This window comes from Metabacillus litoralis, from assembly GCF_003667825.1.
Lineage (GTDB): Bacteria > Bacillota > Bacilli > Bacillales > Bacillaceae > Metabacillus > Metabacillus litoralis_B.
The window spans coordinates 140,987-163,883 of sequence record NZ_CP033043.1; the positions used below are offsets into that span (position 1 = coordinate 140,987).

The 22,897-nt window shown below is 34.7% G+C and carries 18 protein-coding genes and 1 riboswitch; all 18 genes read left to right on the plus strand.

Features of this window, described 5'->3' with window-relative positions; translation table 11 throughout:
* Positions 1-906: 906 nt before the first annotated feature.
* Positions 907-1,872, plus strand: a complete 966-nt coding sequence (locus tag D9842_RS00575) for an AraC family transcriptional regulator (protein ID WP_121660800.1) — start codon at positions 907-909, stop codon at positions 1,870-1,872.
* A gap of 159 nt (positions 1,873-2,031) precedes the next feature.
* Positions 2,032-3,447 (plus strand): rhamnulokinase, encoded by a 1,416-nt coding sequence (rhaB, locus tag D9842_RS00580; RefSeq protein ID WP_121660801.1) that lies wholly within the window; start codon positions 2,032-2,034, stop codon positions 3,445-3,447.
* A gap of 5 nt (positions 3,448-3,452) precedes the next feature.
* The gene (rhaA, locus tag D9842_RS00585) at positions 3,453-4,706 is read left to right on the plus strand and encodes an L-rhamnose isomerase (RefSeq protein ID WP_121660802.1); all 1,254 of its coding nucleotides are present in this window, start codon (positions 3,453-3,455) and stop codon (positions 4,704-4,706) included.
* A 221-nt stretch (positions 4,707-4,927) separates the two neighbouring features.
* The gene (locus D9842_RS00590) at positions 4,928-5,974 is read left to right on the plus strand and encodes an autoinducer 2 ABC transporter substrate-binding protein (protein ID WP_121660803.1); all 1,047 of its coding nucleotides are present in this window, start codon (positions 4,928-4,930) and stop codon (positions 5,972-5,974) included.
* Positions 5,964-7,778: a cache domain-containing sensor histidine kinase gene (locus D9842_RS00595; RefSeq protein ID WP_162987254.1), complete on the plus strand. Its 1,815-nt coding sequence runs from the start codon at positions 5,964-5,966 to the stop codon at positions 7,776-7,778. Before D9842_RS00590 ends, D9842_RS00595 begins: the two co-directional genes overlap by 11 nt.
* The gene (locus D9842_RS00600; protein WP_162987255.1) at positions 7,771-9,411 is read left to right on the plus strand and encodes a response regulator; all 1,641 of its coding nucleotides are present in this window, start codon (positions 7,771-7,773) and stop codon (positions 9,409-9,411) included. Before D9842_RS00595 ends, D9842_RS00600 begins: the two co-directional genes overlap by 8 nt.
* A gap of 200 nt (positions 9,412-9,611) precedes the next feature.
* A complete protein-coding gene (locus D9842_RS00605) occupies positions 9,612-11,123 on the plus strand; it encodes a sugar ABC transporter ATP-binding protein (RefSeq protein WP_121660806.1) in 1,512 nt (503 codons plus the stop codon).
* A 29-nt stretch (positions 11,124-11,152) separates the two neighbouring features.
* Entirely contained in the window at positions 11,153-12,190 is a 1,038-nt protein-coding gene (locus D9842_RS00610; protein ID WP_121660807.1) for an ABC transporter permease, read from the plus strand.
* Positions 12,191-12,193: 3 nt separating this feature from the next.
* Positions 12,194-13,216 carry an ABC transporter permease gene (locus D9842_RS00615; RefSeq protein WP_121660808.1) on the plus strand — a complete coding sequence of 341 codons (1,023 nt, stop codon included), beginning with the start codon at positions 12,194-12,196 and terminating at the stop codon, positions 13,214-13,216.
* A 63-nt stretch (positions 13,217-13,279) separates the two neighbouring features.
* Positions 13,280-13,462 (plus strand): hypothetical protein, encoded by a 183-nt coding sequence (locus D9842_RS26135; RefSeq protein WP_257535962.1) that lies wholly within the window; start codon positions 13,280-13,282, stop codon positions 13,460-13,462.
* Positions 13,462-14,334, plus strand: a complete 873-nt coding sequence (gene rhaS, locus D9842_RS00620) for a rhamnose ABC transporter substrate-binding protein (RefSeq protein ID WP_257535963.1) — start codon at positions 13,462-13,464, stop codon at positions 14,332-14,334. The genes D9842_RS26135 and rhaS overlap by 1 nt, the downstream gene beginning before the upstream one ends.
* Before the next feature lie 83 nt (positions 14,335-14,417).
* Positions 14,418-14,744, plus strand: a complete 327-nt coding sequence (locus D9842_RS00625) for an L-rhamnose mutarotase (RefSeq protein WP_121660809.1) — start codon at positions 14,418-14,420, stop codon at positions 14,742-14,744.
* Positions 14,745-15,182: 438 nt separating this feature from the next.
* Positions 15,183-15,824: an RNA polymerase sporulation sigma factor SigH gene (gene sigH / locus D9842_RS00630; protein ID WP_121660810.1), complete on the plus strand. Its 642-nt coding sequence runs from the start codon at positions 15,183-15,185 to the stop codon at positions 15,822-15,824.
* Positions 15,825-16,040: 216 nt separating this feature from the next.
* Positions 16,041-16,142: riboswitch (purine riboswitch) on the plus strand.
* Positions 16,143-16,220: 78 nt separating this feature from the next.
* Complete coding sequence (locus tag D9842_RS00635) at positions 16,221-17,516, plus strand: NCS2 family permease (protein WP_121660811.1); 1,296 nt, start codon at positions 16,221-16,223, stop codon at positions 17,514-17,516.
* Positions 17,517-17,710: 194 nt separating this feature from the next.
* Complete coding sequence (locus D9842_RS00640; protein ID WP_121660812.1) at positions 17,711-19,078, plus strand: MATE family efflux transporter; 1,368 nt, start codon at positions 17,711-17,713, stop codon at positions 19,076-19,078.
* A 51-nt stretch (positions 19,079-19,129) separates the two neighbouring features.
* Positions 19,130-19,501, plus strand: a complete 372-nt coding sequence (locus D9842_RS00645; RefSeq protein WP_121660813.1) for a sensory rhodopsin transducer — start codon at positions 19,130-19,132, stop codon at positions 19,499-19,501.
* Positions 19,502-19,547: 46 nt separating this feature from the next.
* Positions 19,548-21,317: a cache domain-containing sensor histidine kinase gene (locus D9842_RS00650; protein WP_121660814.1), complete on the plus strand. Its 1,770-nt coding sequence runs from the start codon at positions 19,548-19,550 to the stop codon at positions 21,315-21,317.
* Positions 21,310-22,848 carry a response regulator transcription factor gene (locus D9842_RS26465; protein WP_162987256.1) on the plus strand — a complete coding sequence of 513 codons (1,539 nt, stop codon included), beginning with the start codon at positions 21,310-21,312 and terminating at the stop codon, positions 22,846-22,848. The genes D9842_RS00650 and D9842_RS26465 overlap by 8 nt, the downstream gene beginning before the upstream one ends.
* Positions 22,849-22,897 lie beyond the last annotated feature (49 nt).

Sequence of the window (22,897 nt, forward strand, 5' to 3'; positions counted from 1 at the left end):
TCTGTCTCGATAGTGCGAGAATCGAGACAAAAACAGTACCAAAGAGCGATCATCTGTCCCGATAGTGCGAGAATCGAGACAAAAACAGTACCAAAGAGCGATCATCTGTCTCGATAGTGCGAGAATCGGGACAAAAACAGTTTCGAAGAGTGGGCATCTGTCCCGATAGTGCGAGAATCGGGACGAAAAAAGTTCTGAAGAGGTAGCATCTGTCCCGATAGTGCGAGAATCGAGACAAAAACAGTACTGAAGAGTGGGCATCTGTCCCGATAGTGCCAGAATCGGGACAAAAACAGTCCCGAAGAGGTATCATCTGTCCCGATAGTGCGAGAATCGAGACAAAAACAGTCCCGAAGATCGATCATCTGTCCCGATAGTACCGGAATTGGGACAAAAACAGTTTCGAAGAGTGAGGATCTGTCTCGATAGTACCAGAATCGAGACAAAAACAGTCCCGAAGAGGTATCATCTGTCTCGAAAGTGCCAGAATCGAGACAGAAACAGTCCCGAAGAGATACCATCTGTCCCGATAGTACCGGAATCGAGACAAAAACAGCCCCGAAGAGGTATCATCTGTCCCGATAGTGCCAGAATCGAGACAGAAACAGTCCCGAAGAGATACCATCTGTCCCGATAGTACCAGAATCGAGACAAAAACAGTCCCGAAGAGGTAACATCTGTCCCGATAGTGCCAGAATCGAGACAGAAACAGTCCCGAAGAGATACCATCTGTCCCGATAGTACCAGAATCGAGACAAAAACAGTCCCGAAGAGGTATCATCAGTCCCGATAGTGCGAGAATCGAGACAAAAACAGTACCAAAGAGCGATTATCTGTCCCGATAGTACCGGAATCGAGACAAAAACAGTACCAGAACCACATATATCTCAAAAACGAGGGATTAAGATGAAATCCAATCTTTTACAAGAGCTCATCCAACTTAATGATGAAGAAAAACTGATTCTTCAGCAAAAACACGAAGTTCAAAAGGAGCTCTACACGAGCCAAGAAAGCTTCGTTGTTGAAGGTGAGAAATTTCTAAACAATAATACGATGATTATGGTAAGGAAGCATACGAGATTTATACATTTTCCAAAGCATAAGCACAATTATATTGAAGTGAATTATGTGTTTAACGGCTCATTGAATCAAACGGTCGGGAACGAAAGGTTAGAGCTTAGAAAAGGTGATATTTTGTTTCTCAACCAGCATATTGAACATGAACTCGAAGCTTGTGGAGAAGAAGACATTATTATTAATTTTATTATTAAGCCTGAATTTTTCTCGTTTGTTTTTTCTTATTTAACGACTGAGAATTTAATAACGAATTTTTTAATTAATAGTTTATTCGATCACACGCAAAACGGACAATATCTTTATTTCGCTGTATCGGAAATAGAGAGTATCCAAGAATTGATAGGAAAAATTATCGTTGAAATTATGAATCCTTCGATGATGTCGGAATCAACGATAAAATTGTATATGGGTTTACTTATGGTTGAGCTTATAAAGAATTCTGATAAAGTAAAATATAAAGACGATACTCATCGACATCAACTGATTGTTGAATCATTAAAATATATAGAAGAAAAATACAAAGACGCCTCCTTATATGAGTTATCAGAAAAACTTCAGCAGCCTCATTACTCATTGAGTAAAGAAATAAAAAAAGCGACTAGTTATACATTTAAGGAACTTGTACAAGAAAAAAGATTAAGCGTGGCAAGGGACCTATTAGAAAATACATCACTAGCTATTACCTCGATTATTGAAGAGGTTGGATATGAAAATATTAGTTATTTTTATCGAGTGTTCAAAAGCAAATACGGATATACACCAAAGCAGTTTCGCGAACAATTAACAAAAGGATAGCTATATCACTACTAGGTATTAGTAGGGGATATAGCTTTTTTGTTTTTAAAGATTTTGGCAAATAAGGACAATAAAAATGTTTAATCACGATATAGGAAACATTTAAAAACTAGTTTATTATGTAATAAAGCAAGCGTTTTCAATGAAGAGGTGAAGAAAATGACAAAATATAGCTTAGCGGTAGATATTGGGGCTTCAAGCGGAAGATTAATTCTTGGCCATATTGAAGATGGCAAATTACAACTAAATGAAATACACCGTTTTGAAAACAATATCGTGAAAAAGAATGATCACTTTTGTTGGGATATTGAAACCTTATTTTCTGAAATCAAAACAGGAATTAAAAAGTGTCATGACCTTAATATAAAGCCAGACAGTATTGGCATTGATACATGGGCGGTTGACTTTGTTCTATTAGATGAACATGACAATTTATTAACAGATGCCGTAGCCTATCGCGATCCTCGTACAGATGGCATGATGGAGGAAGTATTTACTATCATTCCAAAAGAAAAACTATACTTTGAGACTGGTATTCAATTTCAAAAGTTTAATACAATTTATCAATTATATGCATTAAAACAAAAATCACCTGATGTGCTGAAAAAGGCAAAATCATTTTTAATGATCCCTGAGTATCTTAACTTTTTACTAACTGGTAAAAAGGCTAACGAATATACAAATGCTACTTCAACACAATTAGTAAATGCATTTACTAAGCAGTGGGATCATGAAATGCTTGATAAATTAGGTATTAACAAAGAAATGTTTCATGAAATACTGCCTCCTAAAACCGTTTTAGGAACATTGTCAGAAGAGCTAGTATGTGAATTTGGTTTTGATATGAACGTAGTTTTACCTGCAACACATGATACTGGTTCTGCTGTAATCTCAGTTCCTGAATTAGAGGATACGATTTATTTAAGCTCTGGAACATGGTCATTAATTGGAGTGGAAAATCGTTTTCCAATTTGTGTTCCAAAGGCACTTCAATATAATTTTACAAACGAAGGCGGTATCGACTATCGCTATCGTTTCTTGAAAAATATTATGGGACTTTGGATGATTCAAGAAGTAAAACGTAACTATCATGATGAAATTTCTTTTGCTGAATTTGTAGAGTTGGCTGAAAAAGAAGAGGATTTTCAATCTATCGTAAATGTGGATGATGATCGCTTCTTAAAGCCTGAAAATATGGTAAGTGAAATTCAAAAATATTGTAAGGAAACAAATCAACACATCCCACAAACACCAGGACAGATTGCAAAATGTGTGTATGATAGTTTAGCAGATAGCTATAAACGTGCGATCAGTGAAATAGAGGAAATTTTTGAGAAAAGTTTTCCAAGAGTGAATGTAATTGGTGGTGGCTGTCAAAACGAAATGCTTAATCAATTACTTGCAAATGTAACAAATAAAGAAGTATGTGCTGGTCCAGTGGAAGCAACAGCTATTGGAAACATTGTGGCACAACTAATGGCGTTAGAAGAAGTGGAAGATATTCAACAAGCTAGAGCATTAATTAAAGATTCATTCGAAGTAAAAACATATAAACAACAATACGTGAGAGGATGATCAATATGTCAGTTAAAGAAAGCTATGAATTAGCAAAGAAAGAATATGAAAAATGGGGAATTAATGTTGATGAAGTGCTTCAACAACTACAACAAGTACCAATCTCAATTCATTGCTGGCAGGGCGATGATGTTGGTGGCTTTGAAGTAAACAAAGGGGAGTTATCTGGAGGAATTGACGTTACAGGAAATTACCCTGGCAAAGCTAGAACACCTGAAGAATTAAGAAGTGACTTAGAAAAGGCTTTATCATTAATTCCAGGAAAACACCGTGTAAATCTTCATGCTATTTATGCTGAAACAAATGGTGAAGCTGTAGAGCGTGACAGATTAGAGCCTAAACACTTTGAAAACTGGGTGAACTGGGCAAAAGAACACGGACTAGGACTTGATTTTAACCCAACATTATTTTCACATGAAAAATCTGCTGATGGCCTAACACTATCACATCCAGACCCAGAAATCCGTGAATTTTGGATTAATCACTGCATTGCTAGCCGAAAAATTGCTGAATACTTTGGGAAAGAATTAGGAACACCAGCTTTGACGAATGTTTGGATTCCTGATGGTTATAAAGATGTACCAAGCGATCGTCTAACACCAAGAGTTCGATTAAAAGAGTCTCTAGATAAAATTTTTGAAGTTGAAATTGATGAGCAATACAATATCGATGCTGTAGAAAGTAAATTATTTGGCATTGGTTCAGAGGCATATGTTGTTGGATCTCACGAATTTTACATGGGTTACGCATTAAAAAATAACAAGCTATGCTTATTAGATACTGGACACTATCACCCAACTGAAATGGTATCTAACAAGATCTCTTCTATGCTTTTATACAGCGATAAACTAGCATTGCATGTTTCAAGACCAGTTCGTTGGGACAGTGACCATGTTGTTACACTTGATGACGAGCTAAAAGAAATCTCACTTGAAATCGTTCGTAATGATGCATTAGACAAAGTGATGATTGGTCTTGATTTCTTCGATGCAAGCATTAACCGTGTAGCAGCATGGACGATCGGAACTCGTAATATGATTAAATCTTTACTATACGCAATGCTTGTACCAAACAATCACTTAAAACAGCTTCAAGAAGAAGGAAACTTTACGGAAAGATTAGCTTTAATGGAAGAGTTTAAAACATATCCATTTGGAGCAATTTGGGATTACTATTGTGAGCAAATGGGTGTTCCTGTAAAGGAAACTTGGTTGGAAGATGTGAAAAAGTACGAAAAGGAAGTTCTGTCGCAAAGATAATTAAATAGACAAATTGAGTAAAGCACAACAAAAATGATATTGCGTTGTGCTTTTTCGATTTTGAATAATTTACTTTACTAATAGCTGGAAAGACTCATATAAAAAATCATTCATAACAAATAAAATCATAGAATATTCAAAAGAAATCAAACATATGGTATTCTTTAAATAAAAAGAAATAGTATAATATATAGATAATAAGTCTCATAAGGGGGACAATGATGGTTAAAAAGCTTTTTTCCTTTCAAGTTTTATTGTTGTTATTTGTAAGCGGTTGCAACTTTGGTGCGGCTAACAAAAATGAATATAAGGTTTTGTATACAAATGAACCATCACAACAGGACGATGAAAAGCAGCAGCCTTCTGATTATACAGTTGCCATTATACCAAAAGTCATAAATATACCATATTTTAATGCGGTTGAAGAAGGAGCAATGGAGGCAGGGAAGGACTTAGGAGTAAAGGTCATTTATAAAGGTCCAACCATCGCAGATTCCGAGCATCAAATAAAAATCATTGATGAACTTATACAAAATGAGGAAGTAGATGTTATTGCTGTATCTGCTAATGATCCAGAAAAGCTAGTTCCTGTCTTAAAAAAAGCACAAAATCATCAAATTAAGGTCATTACATGGGATGCAGATACGATGCCGGAAGCAAGAGATTTTTTCATCAATATGGTTAATCCTGAAACTTTAGGAAGACATTTAATGGATACACTCGCATGGAATGTGGATGAACAAGGGGAATTTGCAATAATGACAGGAGCAAATTCAGCCTCAAATCTTAATGAATGGTTGAAGTGGATTAAGCAGCATCAAAAAGAATACTATCCTAATATGAAATTAGTGGAAATTGCTGCTACAGATGATGACCCTAATAAGGCATACTTAATCGCTAAGCAGCTGATAAAAGATTATCCTAACCTAAAAGGAATTATTGGCAACTCATCGGTTGGACCGCCGGCTGCGGCACAAGCAGTAAAAGAGACCGGAAAAGCGGGTTCAATAGCGGTAGTAGGTTTGTCGCCTCCAAATCCAATGAACGAATATTTAAAAGATGGCTCTGCTCAAATTATTACATTATGGAGCCCGAAAAAGCTAGGTTATTTAACAGTTGCACTTAGTAAGAACATTGTAACGGGTTCTTATCCTTATGATAATCAGGAGATTCCTGGTGTTGGAAAAATTAGAAGAATTGACGATGTTGTCATAATGGGAGAACCAATCGATTTTACAAAGGAAAATGTTGATCAATATGATTTTTAAACATCTTAGTTTAAGAAACTATAAATTAATGACAAAGCTAATGATTACGTATATGATTCTAACCGTTATTCCAATCTCGATAATAGGTTATATCGCTTATAGCCAGTATACAAAGTCAATCGAGAAGCAAGTTGGAGAATATATCCCAAAATTATTAGAACAAGCAAATGAAAATATTGAAAATCAATTAAATGAAGTAAGACAGCTGCCGGATGCACTATATAATTCTTCTCAAGTTATAGAGGTTCTTCGTAAGGATTCTTTTCAAAATAAGTCTACTATTTTAAAAGATGAATTCTTAGTAAATAGTTATCTTTCAAGAACATATATTAATGGGGGAAACAGTGATATACTCGGTGTCTTTCTTTTATCCAAAAACAGATTATTTACGAGTACAAAAACATCGTTTACCGGATTAGGACTAGAATCTTCTTCTTTACCTTACGGACAGGATATTGAACTAAATGGGAGGGAAGAAATCATTCTTCCTTATCAAACAAATTTAGAATTTAAAGGTAATCCACCTTTCATTGTGCTGATGCGACAATTGAGAGATTATGAGAATCAGGAGAATCTCGGAACGATTCTTATTGCAATAGATTTGTCTTTTTTCGAAAAAGCTCTTAACAATTTAAAGGAAGATAAGAACTCAAACATTTGGATAACAGATCCTGATGGGAGAATTATTTACCATACAAACCCTACATTAATTGGAGAATATGATCAAAAAAATGAGAGCTATCCGAATATTAATGGAAGCTTTAAAACGACGTTATTAGATGAAAATCATTTAATAAGTACGGAGGGTTTTCACCAATATGATTGGAGAGTATTCCATAGTATCGCATTAAAAGATCTAACAAAGGAGACAGACGCGGTTCGATATGGAACAATCATTGCGTTTATAATTGTTGTTTTCTTGAGCATTGTTATTTCAATTATTCTTGCTTGGAATGTGTCAAATCCTTTAAAAAAACTAACAAAATTAATGAAGCAGGTTGAAAAAGGTAATTTTAATGTGGACCTTTCAATTCATTCAAGAGATGAGATTGGAACCCTAGCAAAAAGCTTTAATTCGATGATTACCGAAATCAACACATTGATTAAAAAGAATTACAAAATTGAACTGCGGCAGAAGAATGCAGAGCTATATGCCTTACAATCACAAATTAATCCACATTTTATGTACAATACGCTTGAAACAATTGGATATGCAGTTGAGGAAGAAGAAACAGAGTCTGTTATAAAAATGGTAACGTTATTAGGGAAAATGTTACGATATTCCCTTAATAACAAGGACAAAGTTGTTCCGATTTCATTTGAATTAACTCATACAACCAATTACTTAACGATCCAAAAATTTAGATTTGAAGATCGAATTTCGTTTGAAATTAATGAAAACGTTAATACCAATCAGTTTTATATTCCAAAATTTATTATGCAACCCATCATAGAAAATTCGATTAAATATGGTCTTGATCAACATGAGACATGCATCATTATCATCACGATTGATAAAACCTCAGATAATGAAATCGTAATAAGAATAAAAGATAATGGACCTGGAATTAATGAAAAGGTATTAGAAAAGTTGAATACTTCTCTTCGAAAAGACCCAATGGCAGGACGAGACTCTAGCTTTGGATTAATTAATGTTCATGCAAGAATCTCGATGATTTTCGGTGAACCATACGGGCTGGAAGTAAATAGTAGAACATATGAAGGAACAGAGGTTATTTTAAAATTACCGATGGTAACAGAAGGAGAAGTGCTAGACATGACGGGAGGTGAGGATATTGCCTAGAAGTATTAAAACAATACTTGTTGATGATGAAGCCCGACTTAGACGTGGCGTTGAAAGATTGGTTAAAGCTCAAGGTGAAGATTGGGAGATAGTTGGAAGCTTTAGCAGTGGTGACGAGTGCTTGAAGCTTGTTCAAGAGCAAAACCTTCACTTTGATTTGTTAATAACTGATGTAAAGATGCCTGGGATTGATGGGTTAACTCTAATTAAAGAGCTAAAGCAAATAGCCTCCTTTCATGCTATGGTCATTAGCGGTTTTGATGATTTTCAATTTCTTCAAACAGCCATTCGGGAAGGGGCAAGTGATTATCTAATTAAACCAATTGATCGCGATGATTTTAACAAACAATTAGAAAAGATAAAAAACAAAATTGTTTCCAACTGGCATGACTCACAGTATCTAGAGGAAGTACAGCTTAAAGCATCACAACTAACTCATGTGAAGCAATTGCAGTTATTAAGTGAAATGACCTGGAAGCAGGACTTGTCTCAACTTGAATGGACAAAGGATTTTCCGAATGGGCAATACCTGCTAATGTATATAAGCATGGATAATCTATCAAGTAAGTCAAAGTTATTTCAAAAGGAAGATTGGAAAGCGTGGAGCTTTGCCTTAGATAATATTTGTGAAGAAATGACAGAGAACTTAAGTTCTTCTTTTAATATTATATGGAGATGGAAGGGAGAAGATTTATCCTTTTGGATGCTCCTACATGGTCAAGATTCTATCCAAGAAGAATCCTTTGTGCGTGAGACAATTCAGTTTGCGGATAAGGTAAAACAAAATATTAAGAAGTACACGCCATTTACATGTTCAATTGCAGTTAGTAGAAAAATAAATGATCTCACATTACTGGCCAGTTTGAAGGAAGAATTGCTTACTTATATTCAATTTCGTTTGCTTCTTGGGCATAACCAGGTCATTACAAGTGCGACCATTGAAGAGTGTAAAAGTAATAAAAAGGGATCTAATAGTAAAGAAATTGAAAATAGGATAAATAAAATCCTTTTATCGTTGGATAGTAAAGACCAAAGCAAAATAAACCACGAAATTTCCAATTTCTTAAATATGTTTCAAACACTAAGCTCTCCTGAAGAAATTGAGCAATCACTACAAGTGTTTGGAATCCGAATGATCAATTATATTATGAAGCATTCTCAAGAAAACGATGAAATACCTTTGCTGGATGAGTTGTTCGGGTTAATTAAGAAAACCGGGAACCTTCTAGAGTTAAGAAATGAAGTGTACCATTGGATTAAAAAGGTTCTTGGTATTATCATACGGAATAATGAAGTACAACATGTTGAACACATTGATGTAGCAAAAAAATGGATTATAAAACATCTAGAACAGAACATCACGATCCAAAAAATTGCAAGTCAAGTCTATATGAATCCAACGTATTTTTGTGAATACTTTAAAAATCAAACCGGGGAAACGGTACTAGACTTTGTAACAAGAGCACGAATTGAAAAAGCACGAGATCTTCTAGTAAACACAAACCTTAAAATTTATGATATTTCAGAGAAAGTTGGATATTCAGACACGAAATATTTTAGTAAGCTATTTAAAAAGCATTACGGTGAAACACCATCAAAATATAAAGAGAAGGTCTTTTTGGACCAAAGCTGACTCCCTATGAAAAGGGAGTTTTTTTATTGTTTTTAAAAACATCAGAAAGTTAACCCCCTAAACCGAAAATCGTCTCCTACTACAACAATTCAATGTTTATTAAGATGTATGTAAGCGATAACAATTAAAGAAAATTACAAGCTAAAGTGTTTAGCAATTAACGATATTATAAGCGATATCATCTGGTTAGGAGTGAAACTATGTCTGACTATGTTCTTGAGCTAAATGGAATTACAAAGGAGTTTCCTGGTGTAAAGGCACTTGATAATGTCCATTTTAAGCTCAAAGCAGGAGAAATACATGCCCTAATGGGGGAAAATGGTGCTGGTAAATCAACATTTATTAAAGTCATCACAGGTGTTCACGCACCTAACGAAGGAGATATGTTCTTAAATGGCGAAAAGGTGTCATTTACAAATCCAAAGGATGCACAGAAAAAGGGAATTGCCGCCATTTATCAACATGTAACTAATTATCCGGATTTGAGTGTAACAGAAAATATTTTTATGGGACACGAAAAGATTCAAAAAGGAACGAAGCGCCTGCTTTGGAAAGAAATGCATAAAGAGGCTCGAGCTATTTTACAAGATTTAGGTTCTTCAATTGATCCAAAATCTGAAATGGGTTCACTTAGTGTGGCGCAGCAGCAAATTGTTGAGATTGCAAAAGCGATTTCTACAAATGCAAAAATTATCATTATGGATGAACCGACAGCTGCTTTAACAGCAAGGGAAAGCGAAGAGTTATATAAAATTACGGAGCGGTTAAGAGACCAAGGAGCATCGATCATCTTTATCTCACATCGTTTTGAAGATATGTATCGTCTGGCAAGTCAAGTGACTGTTTTTCGAGATTCTAAATATATCGGTTCTTGGGGAGTTAACGAAATCACCAATGATCAACTCATTGTAGCTATGGTTGGACGTGAAATTACTCAAGTTTATCCAACAAAGAAAAACAAAATCGGTGAAAAACTACTTGAAGTGAGAAACTTAGGGAAAATGGGCTATTATGCAGATATTTCCTTTACCCTTCACAAAGGAGAAATTCTTGGCTTAACAGGCTTAGTTGGAGCTGGGCGTACTGAGGTTTGTCAATCATTGTTTGGCATTACAAGCTATGACCGTGGAGAAGTCTATTTAAAAGGTCAACAGATTTCGATTAAAAACCCTAAGAGTGCCATGAATTTAGGTATTGGTTATTTACCAGAAGATCGTCAATTACAGGGTCTTGTCTTGGATTGGGGAATTGGAAGAAATATTACTTTGCCTGCTTTGAAGGAACTTTCAAATAAAGGTTGGTTGAATGAAAAGAAAGAATCAACACTTGCAAAAAAATTGGCTGAAAAAGTACATGTAAAAGCAACAAGTATTTTTGACTTAGTAAGCTCTTTGTCAGGAGGAAATCAACAAAAGGTAGCTGTAGCAAAACTACTTACAGCTGACTTAGACATCATTATTCTCGATGAACCAACAAAAGGTGTTGATGTTGGAGCAAAATCAGCGATCTATGACATTATTAATGATTTAGCAGCTCAAGGCTACGGGATTATTATGATTTCATCTGAGATGCCGGAAATATTAGGGATGAGTGACAGAATTGTTGTTATGAGAGAAGGAAGAATAACGAAAGTATTAGACAAAAAGGATGCCACACAAGAGGTCATCTTAGAAGCGGCAATGAGCGAAGGGAAAGAAAAAGAAGTTGGTTAAAGATTGATATAGAAAAAGAGGTGAAGAGTATGCCTGAAAATGTCATACAAGACTCAACAAGTATACAGCCGCATGCAGAAAAGACGTCGAAGCTAGCAAACATATATAAATTCAGGGAACTTGGTTTACTTGCTTTCATTATAATCCTATCAATAGCTGTTCAGCTACGAAACTCCAGTTTTCTAAGTGGAGAGAATATTAATGACATGATGACAAATACAGCCATTCTTAGTATTTTAGCACTCGGAATGATGCTTGTACTTGTAACGAGAGGTATTGATTTATCAATTGGATCAACGATAGCACTTTCTGGAATGATTGCTGCTCAGACAGTGAGTACGTATCAAAGTTTACATCCTTTTCTTGTTATTTTGTTAGGAATTGTCATTGGGATGGTATGTGGAGCTATCAATGGGGTGTTAATTGCGAAAATCGGATTACTCCCGATCATTGCTACATTGGCGATGATGAATATTTTTAGAGGAATCACATTTAAAATTAGCGGGGGAGAATGGATTAGTTCTTACCAAATGCCAGAAAGCTTTGTCTCTATTGCAACAGGTACAACATTTGGTATTAATAATTTAATTTTTATAGCTATCGTTATTTACCTTTTATTCTTTTATATCATTAACCACACAAGAACAGGACGACAAATTTATGCAGTTGGTAGTAACCCTGATTCAGCAAAAGTAAGCGGTATAAAGGAAGATCGAATATTATTACTTGTTTATACCATTATGGGTGGATTTGCAGGACTTTCAGGTGTGCTTTGGGTTTCAAAATTTGCATCTGCACAAGGTGATACAGCATCCGGTTACGAGCTAACGGTTATTGCGGCTTGTATCCTTGGTGGAGTTAGTATTGCTGGGGGATCAGGAAAGATTTCTGGAATTATTCTAGGATCCATTCTTTTAGGAATCTTAAATAATGCATTGCCATTATTAAATGTATCACCATTTTGGCAAACAGGTATTCAAGGTCTCATCATCCTCGTTGCTGTTATCATAAACACCCTAGTTAAAAGAGGTGTTGATCGAAATAATCTGATGAGGAGGAAAATATAAGCCATGGAACAAAGAACATCACTTGATCAGCAAGGTTATATACATCGAGATCTTCTTGATAAAAAAGACTTTAGCCTTAAGAGATTTTTCTTACAATGGGAATGGATGTTAGTCATCATTTTATTCGCAGTTATGATTATCAACTCAAATCTATCACCGTATTTTTTGAATTATGCTAGTTTACGAGACGGCACAATGATTTTTCTAGACAAAGCGTTTATTGTTTTTCCGATGGCAATGATTATGATTTTGCGTGATATTGACATCTCTGTTGGTTCAACGGTTGCCCTGTCATCTGTTGTGATGGCAACAATGTATAACAGCTTAGGAGTACCTATGGAACTTGCTGTAGTCATCTGTTTAGCGGTGGGTGCGCTATGTGGATTCATAAATGGTCTATTAATTGTGAAATTTAAAGAGTTATCTGCTGTAATTGTTACCTTAGGAACAATGATCTTGTATCGTGGAATCGCTTACGTGATATTGGAAGATCAATCATCAGGTACTTTTCCAGAATGGTTTGGATTTTTTGGCTGGGGCTATGTTTTCGGAATTCCATTTATTTTAATCTTGTTTATCATCATGGCTATCCTGTTTGGAATTCTTCTTCATAAAACAACGTTTGGCCGACAAATCTTTGCAATGGGTAAAAACCCAACGGCAAGCAGATTCTCTGGTGTCAAAGTTGACCGAATGAAAATGATTGTATTTACACTGGCAGGTCTTATGGCTGGATTAACAGCATTATTTTTAGCTTCAAGAATGGGAAGTACGAGACCTAATGTAGCAAACATGTATGAACTGGATGTTATTGCTATGGCTGCATTAGGTGGTATTAGTACAGCAGGTGGAAAGGGGAAAATAATTGGTACTGTTATTGCGGTATTTATTATTGGATACCTTCAATACGGACTAGGGCTTATTAATATCCCTGCTCAAACATTATTAATTGTTGTTGGAGCGTTGCTTATCTTAGCTGTGGCCGTTCCAAAAATTAAGTTACCAAGCTTTATGAAAAGAAAATAACCACGTTATACGCAGTTATTAACTGTTATGTATAAATGAAAAGACAAAAAGGGGAGAGATAAAATGAAAAAGTTTTTATCAATGATTTTATCAGTTGTATTACTTGCTTCTATCCTTGTAGGTTGTAGTCAAGGAGCACCTTCTAGTGGGGGGCATCAAGTGAAGGTGGAGCAGAAGAAGGTAGTGGTTCAAATAAGTACGCATTTGTATTTAAAAATACTGGGAATCCTTACGGGGAAAAAATGATGGATGGTTTTAAGGCTGCTGTAGAGGAGCTTGGTGGAGAAGTAATCCTACGTTCACCAGATCAGCCAACAGCTGAAGGGCAAATCCAAATTATTGAACAATTAATTACGCAAAAAGTAGCTGCAATCGCCATTGCTGGTAATGATCAAGATGCATTAGAGCCCGTATTAAAGAAAGCAATGGACCAAGGCATTAAAGTTCTTTCAGTAGACTCTGCTGTTAATGCAAACAGCCGTCATATTCATGTGAATCAAGCAAACCCAGAGAGAATTGGTCGTATTCAAATTGAAGCAGTAAGTGAAATGATTGGTGGAGAAGGACAGATTGCCATTTTAAGTGCAACATCACAAGCAACAAATCAAAACCTTTGGATTGAATGGATGAAAAAAGAACTTGAAAAGCCTGAGTATAGCAAAATGGAGTTAGTAAAAGTCGCTTATGGAGATGACTTAAGAGATAAAAGTGTGTCTGAAACTGAAGCTTTATTAAAGTCTTATCCTGATTTAAAAGCGATTATTGCTCCAACAACAGTTGGAATCGCTGCTGCAGGTAAAGTATTAACAGATAAAGGATTACAAGGAAAAGTGAAACTGACCGGATTAGGACTTCCAAGTGAAATGGTTAGCTATATTGAAAGCGGTGTTTCACCATGGATGTACTTATGGAATCCAATTGATGTAGGAGAAGTAGCGGGTTATACTGCACATGCATTAGTTGAAGGGACAATTAAAGGAGAAGTTGGAGAATCATTCGAAGCAGGTGATCAAGGAAGCCAGGAAGTAGTAGAAGATGGAGAAGGCACACAAATTATGCTTGGCGACCCATTTAAATTTGATGCTGAAAACATCGCTGAATGGAAAGATGTTTATTAATTGATTCATGATACTTTAAAACTAAGCCATTCAAATTTTGGCTTAGTTTTTTCAATTAAAAAAATATAGGGGGAGATATGACGATGAAGAACAGTAATAAGTTTGCATGGACTTGGAAAATCAAAGAAGAAGACCTAGAAGAGTATGTAGAACTACATCTTAATCCTTGGTCTGAAATGATGGAGGAGCATAGTAAGGCAGGTATTAAAAATTATTCCATCTTTCAAAATGGTAATCAATTTTTCTACTGTTTTGAATGTGATGATGTAGAGGCTGCTTTTGAATATATCGCTCAAAGTGAAGTATGTAACAAGTGGAATGCCATTACATCACAAATGGTGGAAGGTTCTTTTGATTTTAATGAGGCAGAACCAATTAAACCGATGAGGGAAGTGTTTTATTTAAAGTAGAGTTGTTGAAATAGTATATCGTAAGCTCTCTCTAAAATGGTGAGAGCTTATTTTATTTCTTGTCATTATTTCCCGAAAAATAATGTTAGATGATTACTAGAACAATTATCTTCCTTCTAAATGACAATATATTTGATTTTTTCGAGTGTTTTCATTTCATTTCTTTACATGAAAATGCAACAAATTGAAAATAAACCTATTGAATGATAGATCTAATCAAAAAATTTATAAAAATTGTAGTTAGTGTTTATATTTCGACAACGTTTTTATTTTTGACCCCTTATACTTATATCTACATCACATTTGTCTGTGGAAAAATAGTATAGAAATTATTTAGTATAGATATATTTCTTGTTAACTTATAAACTATTAAAAATTTAAAATAATAAAGCTCGAACTGGGCTTAAAATAAGAAGAGTATGGAGGGAAATCAAATCAATGAACACTGTATTAGAACCAATTGTCGATTATGCTGGATTAGAGGATAAAGTGTTGGTCGAGATGGCTCATAATGGTGACAGCGAGTCATTGTCCTTTTTAATTAACAAGTATCAGCATTTTGTGCGCTCGAAGGTTAGGCCGTATTTCTTAATAGGAGCCGATAAAGAAGATCTTGTTCAAGAAGGAATGATCGGGTTATATAAGGCGATTCGTGATTATCGTGAAGACAAAATGGCTTCTTTTTATGCATTTGCTGAGCTTTGTATTTCTAGACAAATTATAACTGCAATTAAAACTGCTTCTCGCCAAAAGCATGGTCCATTAAATTCATCTATTTCCTTGGACAAGCCTCTTACTAATGAAGATTCTAACTATACGTTGCTGGATATGATTGCAGGGGAAAAAGTAACAAATCCTGAATCTTTGCTTATTAATAAGGAAAAAGTGAACGAAATAGAACGGAAGATTGATGAATTGCTAAGTGATTTGGAAAGAAGAGTATTGACTCTATATATGGACGGACAATCATATATGGAAATATCAGAAGAATTGAATACACATGTTAAATCAATTGACAATGCTCTTCAACGTGTAAAACGTAAACTAGAACGTCACTTTGAGATTAGCAAGGTTGTGTGAGTAAAGAAACAGGAAGAAATAGTTGGTTTTAGTGTTCATTGTTGATTTATACTCTGTTAATAAAATAAATAAAAAACTGAAAAACCTCAGATGAGTTTTGGCTCGTCTGAGGTTTTTGTTATTGTTCAAAGTCAAAGTCACGTAGCTCTAGTTGACGTGTAATACAAAATATTTACATTGACGCATCTGCTATTTTTCTCTATAATATCAACTTATATTAATATAATATATCAACCTTGTATATGTTTAGGGATATGGCCTAAACGTTTCTACCAAGCTACCTTAAATAGCATGACTACAAGGATTACATATGAATTGTCGATATGTAATTCTTGTTATGTGTGCTTTAGGGTAATCCAACTCTAAAGCTTTTTTAGCATAATTCAGGAGGTCAACATGAAGCAGTTCTTTCAGTTTTCAAATCGACAAACAACTTATCGCCAAGAGTTTCTTGCTGGTATTACAACCTTTTTATCAATGGCTTATATATTAGTTGTAAACCCAATTGTACTATCAGAAGCAGGTATGGACAAAGGGGCTGTTTTTACAGCAACAGCTGTTTCAGCGATTATCGGTACGTTATTAATTGGGATTTTAGCAAACTATCCGATAGGGATAGCACCTAGTATGGGGCTTAATTCATTTTTTACCTATTCAGTTGTCATCGGGATGGGCATTCCTTGGCAAACAGCTTTAACAGGTGTATTTATATCAGGTGTTCTGTTTGTTTTGCTAAGTATTTTTAAAATTCGCGAAAAAATCATTGAAGTGATTCCTCAGGATTTAAAATATGCAATCGGAAGCGGTATTGGATTTTTTATTGCGTTTATTGGTTTAAAAAATTCAGGGATTGTAGTCGCAAATTCAGCAACTTTTGTTATGTTAGGAAATATTCACTCTGGTCCAACTTTATTAGCGGTTGTTGGCTTTATTATTACCGTTATTCTAATGGTGAAAAATGTACGCGGAGCCATCTTTTACGGAATGGTGATTACATCTATTTTAGGAATGTTTTTTGGGATCATTGATAAGCCAAAAGCTATTATTGGTGGGATCCCTAGCTTGGAGCCAACATTCGGGGTTGTTTTCATGCAGCTAGGAGATATTTTCTCAATTGAGTTAGTAGCTGTTGTGTTTACGTTTTTATTTGTAGCATTTTTTGATACAGCAGGTACATTGATTGCGATTGCTAACCAAGCGGGATTAGTAAAAGACAACAAAATTCCGAATGCTGGACGAGCACTATTAGCAGATGCCTCAGCATCTGTTGCAGGGTCAGTTCTAGGTACATCAACAACAGCATCATTCATTGAATCATCTGCAGGGATAGCAGCCGGTGGAAGAACTGGCTTTACATCTATTGTGATTTCAGGCATGTTTGCTATTGCACTATTTTTCGCGCCTCTACTCTCTATTGTTACGTCAGAGGTAACAGCACCTGCTTTGATTATTGTTGGTGCATTAATGGCAAGTGAAGTACGTCATATTAAATGGGAGCGTTTTGAGATTGCGATTCCAGCTTTTGTCACGATCATCATGATGCCACTAACTTACGGTGTAGCAACTGGTATCGGTCTTGGTTTTATCATGTACCCGATTACAATGATTGCAATGAAAAAGCAGAAGGAAATCAGTCCAATTGTCTATGTTTTAGCACTTATTTTTATTGCCTATTTTGCATTTGTTTTATAAGTTGGAAGTCTTCTCTTTTGGAGGAGATTTTTTTTGATTTTATTTATCATGAACACTGTTTTCTAATCATTATCGTCGGAAAATTAAATGTTTTAATGAAAGTGCTTCTATTATAATGAAACATAACTAAACATTACAATTGTTTAAGCAAACAGGAGAAGAATGGTGCAATAATTTTTCAAAGGATGATCTGCATGAAGAATAAGGATAACTCACTGCAAAAGCTCTCTCTGTTTGCAATTACTTGGCCTATTCTAGTAGAAACCACCATGCATATGCTGATGGGAAATGCAGACACACTCATGCTTAGTCAGTATTCAGATGAAGCAGTTGCAGCTGTTGGAGTATCAAATCAAATTCTATCTATTATGATTGTTATGTTTGGCTTCATTGTAACAGGAACAAGTGTATTAATTGCTCAGTTTCTTGGTGCAAAAATTCCAAAAGACGCACGTCGAATTGCAGTTGTATCGCTCTTTTTCAATGTCTTATTAGGAGTTATGATTAGCTTTATTCTCATTTTCTTTGGCAGTAAACTGTTAATGTATATGGGTGTTTCAAAAAATATTCTTCATGATGCCACTCTTTATTTACAAATTGTAGGCGGAGGAATTTTTTTGCAATCGGGTATGATGACAATCGGAGCAATATTGCGAAGTTATCGTTTTACGAAAGATGTTATGCTTGTCACACTTGGAATTAATTTTGTGAATATAATAGGGAATTCTCTTTTTATATTCGGTATTTTTGGTTTTCCAGTGCTTGGTGTAACAGGTGTGGCCATATCTACTGTTATTAGCAGAACAATTGGCTTATTCATTCTTTTATTCCTATTTCATAAACGATTGAGTAAAGATCTATACCCAATTACTATGTTTAGAAAATTCCCAAGTGATGAATTAAAAAAATTACTCAAGGTCGGTGTTCCATCTGCTGGAGAACATCTTTCCTTTAATGGTTCTCAACTTGTAATCACAGCATTTATTGTGATGATTGGAACAGAAGCTATGACAACAAAGGTTTATGTACAGAATATAGGAATGCTTATCTTGCTTTTTTCACTTGCTATCGGGCAAGGAACACAAATTATTGTCGGACACCTAGTTGGTGCAAGACAATATGATGATGCTTATAAGCGTTGTATAGATAGTTTAATTATCGCTATTAGCATCACGTCAGTAGTAGGGCTTATCATTTATGTATTTAGTAGCAAGATCCTACACTTATTTAGTACCAATCATGATATTATTGAATTAGGGAGTATCCTTCTTTTATTGACTGCTCTAGTCGAGCCTGGTCGTGCTTTTAATGCTGTAGTCATCAACTCTTTACGAGCAGCAGGTGATGTGAATTTTCCTGTTTTTATTGGAGTTCTTTCAATGTGGGGGATAAGTGTTCCATTAGCTTATATGTTAGGAATACATGTTGGTTTAGGACTTGTTGGAATTTGGATTGCCTTTATTGTTGATGAATGGTTACGTGGAGTTCTCATGCTTTTTAGGTGGAGACAAGGAAAATGGCGCAATATAGTAGTTAAGAAAGTTGAGACAAACGCATCCTAAAGTTTTTAGAAAAAATATTAAAAGTATACTAACTTACAGGAGGTTATATTATTGAATAATCAAAAAGGCGAGAAACATTGGATCATACCAGATGGATATATACCACCATTAAGCTCAGGAGAACTTATTAGCCATGAATCTATTTGTATTTTAAATTGCAATGGTCAAGATGCAAAACTTGAAGTTACGATTTATTTTGAGGACCGTGATCCAATCGAGAAAATTCCTGTCATTATTCAGGGGAAGAGAAGTAAACATTTACGTACGACAGAATTGGAGCACAATGGGGAAACTATTCCAACAGGGGTTCCTTATTCAATTGAAGTGGAAAGTGATCTGCCAATAATTGTTCAGTATAGTCGATTAGATTCAACTCAACCAGGATTGGCGCTAATGTCTACAATGGGATATCCTTTGAAATGAATTGAAAGCGGTTACTATTAAAATGATGATATTGGAGTTCTAATATATGAGGAACTTAAACCGAAGAATTTCAACAAGATATAAGAATTTAAGAATTAAGTATAAATTAATCGTCTTTATTTCTATTTTATTAATTGTTTGTTTAACGTTTATTATCATTGGATTTCAATATGCATTTAATAGTTATGATGAACAAATTTATCGTAAATCTTCACAAGTTTTAATTATGTCTTCTAATAGAATAGAAGATGAGCTAAAGAATATTGAAGAAGTTACTTATAAAATAATGGGCGATGATGTTATTCAAAACGCATTGCTTCGTTCAAAGGACGAGAGCCTAACAAAGTATGATCAATATCAAATAGAAAAGGAAATTTGGGAAACCCTTACTAGCTATATTGGCTCCGAAAAATATATTCAATCCATTCATCTTTTTGACCGTTTTGGGAAGGAATATCGTGCAGGAGGAGTACCCTCCGCAAACTTGTATGATCATAAAGATGAAATGATTGAAAAGGCTGCAAAAGGAAATGGAAGTAATGTATGGATTTCACTAAAAAGCTCAAAAAATTCTATTTTTTCTGTAAGACAGCTAAAATCCTATGAAAATCTAAGTCTTGAAAAGGTCGGAACATTAGTAATTGATGTTAAGTTACACGAGATTGTTAAAGAGCTACCAAAAGAGTGGGAAGATCAAGAAGGTTATATTGCCATCTCAGAAGGAGACGATATTTTCTTTTCAGAAGGAAATTCTACTAATGTTGATAAGTTGGATTTTACAGCCAGCAATAAACAAGGATATCAAATACAAAATATTTATGGAAGAAGCTTTTTTGTTACGTATTCAGAATCTCCATATGCAAATTGGACATATTGGAATGTCCTACCCTTTGGAACAATGTTTGCAAAGGTTACGATGATTAAGTTTCTTGTTATCTTTTTATTCTTAGCTATTTCTATTTCTTCTATATATTTAATAATTGGTTTTTCTAAAAGAATTACGAATCCAATTGAAAACTTAGTTTCAGCGATGAAGTTTGTTCAAAAAGGGGATTTTAAACTTACTGAAAACTTTAAGCCCTCACAATATCAGGATGAAGTTGGAATGTTACATCGAAATTTCTTTGTTATGATTGAACGGATTAACCAGTTAATTAATGAAAATTATGAAAAACAGTTATTAATAAAAGATACAGAATTTAAAGCATTGCAATCACAGATCAATCCTCATTTTTTGTATAACACACTAGAATCTATTAACTGGCTGGCAAAGGTAAATCAGCAGCAGCAAATATCCAAAATGGTTGAATCTTTAGGCTATTTATTAAGAAATGCTATTAGCTTAAAAGATGATGTGATTACAGTTGAGCAAGAAGTAGAGATGGTCGAACACTATGTGACAATTCAAAAGTTTCGTTTTGAAGAGCGATTGGAATTTTCATTAGTAATGGACGATAAAGTGAAAAATGCTAAGCTACCAAAGTTGATTTTGCAGCCACTTGTTGAAAATGCCATTCATTATGCGCTGGAAATGATGATAGAGCCATGTGAAATTCGTTTGTTAGCATTCAAAGAAGGAGATAAGCTCCGTCTGGTCGTTGAGGATAATGGACCTGGTATGGATGAGCAGCAGCTCGAATTAGTTAAAAAAGGTGAAATAAAGACTAGAGGAAATGGAATCGGCTTACGTAATATAGACTCCAGAATTAAATTTGTTTTTGGCTCGGAGTATGGTCTGCAAATTGACAGTGAGGTAAACAAAGGGACAAAGGTATGCATCGTTATTCCATATCAAACGAGGTGGGATTATGTATAGGGTGTTATTAGTTGATGATGAGAGAATTATTTTGGAGGGAATTTCAAGGATCATCAACTGGGGGGAATTGGGAACAAGTTTAATTGGTACAGCCAGAAATGGTTTGGAAGCCTATGACTTTATCATGAAAGAACAACCTGACATCGTGATATGTGACATTAAAATGCCAGGAATGAACGGACTTCAATTAGTAGAAAAAATGGCAGTAGAGAAACCTTCCATAAAGTTTATTATCTTGTCAGGCTTTAATGAATTTAACTATGCCAAACAAGCAATGGAATATGGAGTCAAGCATTACTTATTAAAACCATGTAATGAAAATAGTATTATGGATGCTTTGAACAAAGTGATTGATGAACTGAAAAGAGATGCAAAGAGAGAGCAATTTCTATTAGAAACAAAAAGTCGTCTCGATCAAGTACAGCCTTATGTAAAAAAGCAATTATTAAAAGAGTTTATCACAAGCAAGTTTGACAGCAATAGAGGAATACATTTTTATGAAAAGCTATTAAGAGTGAATTTCGAAGAAGATTTTATAAGGTTAATTATCTTTCGTATAGAAGGTGATTATCATTATGAGCATATGTTTGTTATTGAAAACCTGGGTGAAGATCTTTTTTCAGAATCAGTCCTATCAACGAGTATAGGAGAAAATGTTCTCTTTCTTGTAAACGAGCAAGATTTTCATAATCTTCAGGAAAAAATTGAGCAATTAAGAGATCATTTTTTTGATATTTATAAAATGGATATGACGGTAGCAATAAGTGAAGTCGATTGTATTACACAAGTAAGAAGGCTTTATTTAGAAGCACTTGAATGTCTAGGGCATAGATTTTATTTAGGTGAAGGAAGCATCATTACGAAAAATGACATAACACATGAAAATCGAATAAATGACTATGAATATGATGGTCAAAGTTTATGTTTGTTTATAAAATCGGGCAATTTAGAAAAAGTGGAAAGTGAAATTTCTCAATTTTTCAATGAGCTAACAGAAAGTAGATTATCAATTAGTTTAGTGCGTTCTTATGTGATGCAGATTTTTTTAGTGATGATTCAACAATCAGACTCAGTGAGCATGCAAAAATATATGGATAAAATGTCTGTGTTAGTAGATATGGATACAATCCAGCAAATGAAACATTTCTTTCTTTCTACAGCAAAAGAAATTACACAAGGTCACTATGAAAGACATAAATCAAATCATTCAGCTGTTATTCATAAGATGATTGATCTTGTAGAAGAGAATATTGGAAATCCAGAGCTGTCCCTAAAGTGGGTGGCAAATAAGGTTTATATGAATGCGGACTATTTAGGTAAACTGTTTAAGCAAGAAACAGGGCAGAAGTTTTCAAGCTATGTTACACAAGAACGAATTAAGAAGGCGATTGAACAAATTCAATTAATGGATGATGTAAAGGTATTTGCAATTGCTGAGATGATCGGATTCGGTGAAAATCCCCAATACTTTAGTCAGGTGTTTAAGAAGTTTACTGGATATTCTCCGTCTGAATATAAAAAAGTAAATTAATAGATTTGGGTAAAAGGGCTGTCTCTTTGAGTAGACAGTCCTTTTTTGT